Source organism: Nocardia aurea (genome assembly GCF_003123685.1).
Lineage (GTDB): Bacteria > Actinomycetota > Actinomycetes > Mycobacteriales > Mycobacteriaceae > Nocardia > Nocardia aurea.
On record NZ_QCYJ01000097.1, the window covers coordinates 1 to 5,562 of the forward strand.

Genomic DNA, 5,562 nt, shown 5'->3' on the forward strand with positions numbered 1-5,562 from the left:
ACCGCGGCGGACGCCTGTGGCGCCAGGCCGACCAGCCGCTTGGCGAAGTCGCCCAGCAGGATCGAGCGCTCACCGGTCTCGGGGTGCACGCGTACGACGGGATGCTCGGTCTCGAAGAGGGTCGAGGCGAAGATCTCGGCCTGCTCGCGCGCCAGCTCCGGGTTGTCGGAGGCCGTCACGCGGACGTAGTCGTACTGGTTGGTGTGCACGGCCCGCAGCCTGTCGAGCAGATCGCGCAGCTCGGCGGACAGGTACTCGTAGGCGGTCACGGTGTTGGCCCACAGCGTGTCGCCGCCGACCTCGGGCACGGTGACGGCCCGCAGCACGGAGGCCAGGGGCGGCCGGTCCACGAAGGTGACGTCGGTGTGCCAGCGGTCCACCTTCTGGCCACCCTTGTAGTCGAGGTCGAGGACGTGGGTGTTGCCGTTCAGGGCCGGCACGGTCGGGTGGGCCGTGGTCGGCTCGCCGAGCAGCCGGGCGAAGGCCACCTGGCCCTCCGTGTCGAGATGGTCCTGAGCGCGGAAGAAGAGCACCTTGCGCTGGAGCAGGGTGGAGCGGATCTCCGCGACGACGTCGGCGGGCAGGTCGCCGCCCAGGCGCACGCCGGAGATCTCGGAGCCTATCCGGGCCGAGACGTGGCGGGTCGAGAGGGTTGACATGGGTTTCGTCCTTCCGAGAGAGAGATGGTCGGCTAACGGAAGGAGGGACACAGAGCGCTGGCCACGCGGCAGAAGTCCACGTGACCTCGGATGGTCAGCACCGCGGTCGTCACGCCCCTAACGTAGGCAGGCTCCACGCTAAAGTCAACACAACCGGTAGGGAATTAGGGTTTACACTCCGACCAGGAAGTGGACAGTGAATGAGCTGTCGACTGACGAGTCGCCCTCCCCAGGATGTCCGCGAGACCACGGGGAGGAACGATCACACTATCCTGGGCACAGCAGAGCGTGGACCCGCCACGATCGTGGCGGTCCCGCCTGCGCGCCTTCCTCCCCGCCACCGCCGCCCCGCCGGCCGCGCCGGCCGGAGAACTGGCCCGCGACCTCGATCGGATCCTGGGGGATCCGCGTCTGTCCATGGCCAGGATCGGCGTCGTGGTCAAGAGCGCCGTGACCGGAGAGCCGCTGTACGAGCGGGACCCGGACCAGATCTTCACCCCCGCCTCGTTCGTCAAGCTGCTCACCTCGGCGGCGGCCCTGGACACTCTCGGTCCCGGGCACCGCTTCACCACCCGCGTGCTCGCCTCCGGGCGGCTGGCCGACGGCACGCTCCACGGCGACCTCCACCTCCAGGGGACCGGCGACCCGGCCCTGCTCCCCGGCGACCTCGACCGGCTCGCCGGGGAGGTGGCCGCTGCAGGGATCCACTCGGTCACGGGCCGTCTCGTCCCCGACGACACCTGGTTCGACGACGTACGGGTGCACGCCGACTGGGCGGTGGGCGACGAGCCGCGCCACTATGCCGCCCCCATCTCCGCCCTGGCCGCGGCGCCCGACGCCGACTGCAACACCGGCGCGCTCGTCGTCACGGTCGCCCCCGGGGCGGCGCCCGGCGCTCCGGCCGAGGTGACCACCACACCGCCGACCGGCCACGTCGCCATCGACAACCGCGCCACGACCGGCCTCGCGAACGACGTGTGGATCACCCGCCCGCGCGACACGAACGAGGTCGTCGTCACCGGCGCCGTGGCGGCCCCGCTCAGCTGGCGGGTCTCCGTGCCCGACGTCACGGGTTACGCGGCCGCGCTGCTGCGCGACGCCCTGGCCTCGCACGGCGTCGCGGTGGACGGCGAGACCCGCCGCGCGGCTCCGCCCACCACCGCGTGGACCGTCGCCAGGCACGAGTCCATGCCGCTGGCGCGGCTGATGACGCCGTTCCTGAAGTGGAGCAACAACATGCACGCCGAGATCCTGGTCAAGGCGATGGGCCGGGAGGTCTCCGGGCAGGGCACCTGGGCCGCGGGGCTGAGGGTGCTCACCGAGTACGCCGAGCGTCACGGCCTGCGTACGGCATGCTTCAGGGACGGCTCCGGCATGTCGCGGCTCGCCTCGCTGACGCCGGGCGAGCTGACGGACTTCCTGCTCCTCGCCCGCGCCAAGCCCTGGTTCGCCAGCTGGTACGACGCCCTCCCCGTCGCCGGCCAGGGCGATCGCATGACGCGCGGCACGCTGCGCGACCGCATGAAGGGCACACCGGCGGCGGGCAACGTGCACGCCAAGACGGCGGCGCTGACCGGGGTGTCCGGCCTGGCGGGATACGTGGACAGCGCCGACGGCGAGCCACTGGCCTTCTGCGTCATCTTCAACCACTTCCTGGATGCTCCGGTCAAGGACGTGGAGGAAGTGATCGCGGTCAGGCTCGCCCGCTTCAGCCGCCTCGCGGATCACAGTGGTCGGGAACCGAACGGCCACCTTGATCAGTAGCTTCCCCTCTCGGTTGGCAAGCGGCCCTGGTTGCCGCAGAACGTAGCCGCGCGGTGGCAGATCTTGCTGTGTGCGGCGTGTAGCCCCAGCTCAGCGCTGTGTCGGGGGTGCCATGGGTGGCGCAATCTGCCCGTTATCCCCTTTTCCCTACCGGATTGATAGGTTAACCGGGACCGGGAGGGAGGCATGGTGACCACGACTGACACCCGACGCCGCCGGGCGGATCGCGCGCGGCAGGTCGCCGACCTGCTGCGAAGGCAGATCGTGCAGGGCCAGTTCGCGCACGGCCAGCTCCCCCTGGAGGCGGCCCTGGCCCGCGAGTTCGACACCTCGCGCAACACCGTCCGTGAGGCGCTCGACCTGCTGCGCGAGGAAGGGCTGGTCGAGCGCTGCCCCGGCGTCGGCACGACCGTCGCCGCGGAGAAGTATCCCCACGGCCTGCACCGTCTGCTCGGCCTCGCCGAGACGCTGCACGAGCACGGCCAGGTGACCAACCAGGTCCGGACGATGAGCCTCATCGAGCCGCCGGCCGCGGTCAGCCACCGGCTCGGCCTCCCCGCCGGCGAGCCGGTCGTCTACCTGGAACGGCTGCGCAGCCTCAACGGCCTGCCCCTCTCCCTGGACCTGACCTATCTCGTCCGCGACGTCGGCGAGCCGCTGTTCGACGCGGACCTGGCGCACAACGACATCTTCGTGCTGCTCGAAGGGATCGCCGGGCAGCCGCTCGGCATGGCGGAGCTCACCGTCGAGGCGGTCAACGCCGACACCCACACCGCCGCCGCCCTCGGCGCGCCACGCGGCGCCGCGCTGCTCATGGTGGAGCGGCTCACCCACCTGTCCGACGGCAGGCCGGTCGACCTGGAATTCATCCGCTTCAGGGGCGACCGCCTGACCATGCGCGGGCACCTGCGCCGCGCCCCAGGCACCGGCACCGATCCCGAGATCCCAGGCGAGGAGCAGGCATGGCACTGACCAACCAGCGGGTCGAGGTCCCCGTGACCATCGACGAGGGGCTCTGCATCGACGGGTGCACATTGTGCGTCGAGGCCTGCCCGCTCGACTCGCTCGCGATCAACGACGAGACCGGCAAGGCGTACATGCACGTGGACGAGTGCTGGTACTGCGGCCCCTGCGCCGCGCGGTGCCCGGTGGACGCGGTCACCATCAACATCCCCTACCTCCTGCGATGAAGGGACTCGCCGCGATGAAGGGACTCACGGCACTGGCGGCCGCGCTCCTGGTGGCCGCCACCGGCTGCTCCGTCTCCGGTGCGGCCGGTGGCGACGGCAAGACGAAGGTCGTCATCGGCTACCAGTCGAAGACAATCAACACAGTGACCGCCGGCACCCTGCTGCGCTCGCTCGGCTATCTGGAGAAGCGGCTCGGCGACCGCTACACGGTCGAGTGGCAGGACTACGACACCGGCGCCCCCATCACCGCGAAGATGGTCGCCGGCAAGATCGACATCGGCTCGATGGGCGACTACCCGCTGCTGATCAACGCCTCCCGCACCCAGGGCATCGCCGCCGCCCGCACCGAGCTGGTCTCCATCACCGGCTACAACCTGCGCGGCGGCCTCAACATGGTGGTCGTGCCGCCCGCCTCCAAGGCCCGTACCCTGGCCGACCTGAAGGGCGCCAAGATCTCGGCGAGCATAGGCTCCGCCGGCCACGGCACGCTCGTCCAGGCGCTGGAGAAGGACGGGATCGACCCGGCCACCGGCGTCCAGATCGTCAACCACCAGCCCGCCGTCGGCGCCGCGCAGCTCGAGTCCGGCGGCGTCCAGGGCTACGCGCAGTTCGTGGCCTGGCCGGGCCTGATGGTCTTCCAGGACAAGGGCCGCCTGGTCTACGACGGCTCGGCCCTGAACGTGCCCACCTTCCACGGCGTGGTGCTGCGCCAGGCGTACGCCAAGGAGCATCCCGAGGTCGTCGAGGCGTTCCTCCAGGCGCAGATCGACACCACCCGCTACCTCCACGAGCAGCCCCTGCGGGCCGCCGAGTCGGTGGCCAAGGTGACCGGCCTGCCCCCGGAGGTCGTCTACCTCTACAACGGCCCCGGCGGCATCTCCACCTTCGACGTCATGCTGAAGCCGCCGCTCCAGGCCGCGCACGAGCACGACGTGCCCTACCTCAAGCGCATCAACGCCGAGTTCGCCGGCGTGGACGTGTCGAAGTTCGTCAACGACTCCTACCTGCGCAAGGTGTACGGCTCCTCCTACGACACCGACCGGGCCAGCACGACGAACCCCGCCAGGATCACCGGCACCGACCCCGTCTGCGGGGTGGCCGTGTCCGATCCCAAGACCGCCTCCGAGCTCTGGTCCACCGGCTCGGCCACGACTCAGCCCGCGGCGACCCCCACCTGCCTGCTGCGGCAGATCGCCAAGGCCACGGCGGGCGTGCGCGCAGCGTACGTTCCCGACACGACCACGGGCACCCGGTGGTTCGCCGGCGAGTCGATCTGGCTGCACGACCCGAGCGCCCCGAAGAACGAGCGCTTCCTGCCCTTCACCACCCAGGACGGGGCAGACGCCTATCGGAAGGACCACCCGAAGACCGAGCCCGTCCCCTATGAAGAGGCGCTCAAGGCGGCCGGGACCGGGGGTGACGCCTGATGGGGGCGGAGACCGAGGTGCGGCGGGCCCCGCTCGCCGTCCCCGCCGGCGCGCCCCGGCCCGCGCGCGCGGCCACCGGAGACGGCGGGGCGCCGCGCAAGGGCTGGGCGGGCTGGAACTGGGTGGTCAGGGCGGCCTCGCTCCTGGCCGCCGCGGGGCTGTGGCAGCTGCTCACGGTCACGGACGCGCGCATCTGGCTGAGGTTCGACCGGCTGCCCACGCTCGGCGAGATCGGCGCGGAGGCCGGGCGGCAGCTCACGACTCCCCTCTACTACCTCGACCTGCTGCAGAGCCTCGTGCGCATCCTCACCGGCTTCGGCCTGGCCGCCGTCGCCGGCATCACCGTGGGGATCGCCGTCGCCCGGTCCAGGCGCACCGGCTACGTGCTGCTGCCGCTGCTCGAAGCCGTCCGGCCGATCCCCGCCATCGCGCTGGTGCCCGTGGCGATCCTGCTGTTCCCGGCGGACGAGCAGGGCATCGTTTTCATCACGTTCGCCGCCGCCTTCTTCCCCATCATGGTGA

Annotated in this window: 6 protein-coding genes; 5 read left to right on the plus strand and 1 reads right to left on the minus strand. The window is 71.2% G+C overall.

Going from position 1 to position 5,562, the window contains the following annotated elements; all coding sequences use genetic code 11:
* The coding region (locus DAT37_RS19330) for a TauD/TfdA dioxygenase family protein (RefSeq protein ID WP_109526212.1) at positions 1–659 on the minus strand (659 nt) is incomplete at its 3' end.
* Between the two features lie 288 nt (positions 660–947).
* Between DAT37_RS19330 and dacB the strand changes: the two genes are divergently transcribed.
* From dacB to DAT37_RS19355, 5 genes are all read left to right on the plus strand, one after another.
* Entirely contained in the window at positions 948–2,423 is a 1,476-nt protein-coding gene (gene dacB / locus DAT37_RS19335) for a D-alanyl-D-alanine carboxypeptidase/D-alanyl-D-alanine endopeptidase (RefSeq protein WP_157978556.1), read from the plus strand.
* 186 nt (positions 2,424–2,609) lie between these two features.
* A complete protein-coding gene (locus DAT37_RS19340; protein ID WP_109526214.1) occupies positions 2,610–3,395 on the plus strand; it encodes a GntR family transcriptional regulator in 786 nt (261 codons plus the stop codon).
* Positions 3,386–3,613, plus strand: coding sequence for a 4Fe-4S dicluster domain-containing protein (locus DAT37_RS19345; protein WP_109526215.1), 228 nt, complete (start codon positions 3,386–3,388; stop codon positions 3,611–3,613). The genes DAT37_RS19340 and DAT37_RS19345 overlap by 10 nt, the downstream gene beginning before the upstream one ends.
* Positions 3,610–5,040: an ABC transporter substrate-binding protein gene (locus tag DAT37_RS19350; RefSeq protein ID WP_232839861.1), complete on the plus strand. Its 1,431-nt coding sequence runs from the start codon at positions 3,610–3,612 to the stop codon at positions 5,038–5,040. Before DAT37_RS19345 ends, DAT37_RS19350 begins: the two co-directional genes overlap by 4 nt.
* Positions 5,040–5,562: ABC transporter permease (locus DAT37_RS19355; protein ID WP_408637421.1), on the plus strand; the 523-nt coding region annotated here is incomplete at its 3' end. The genes DAT37_RS19350 and DAT37_RS19355, both read left to right, overlap by 1 nt.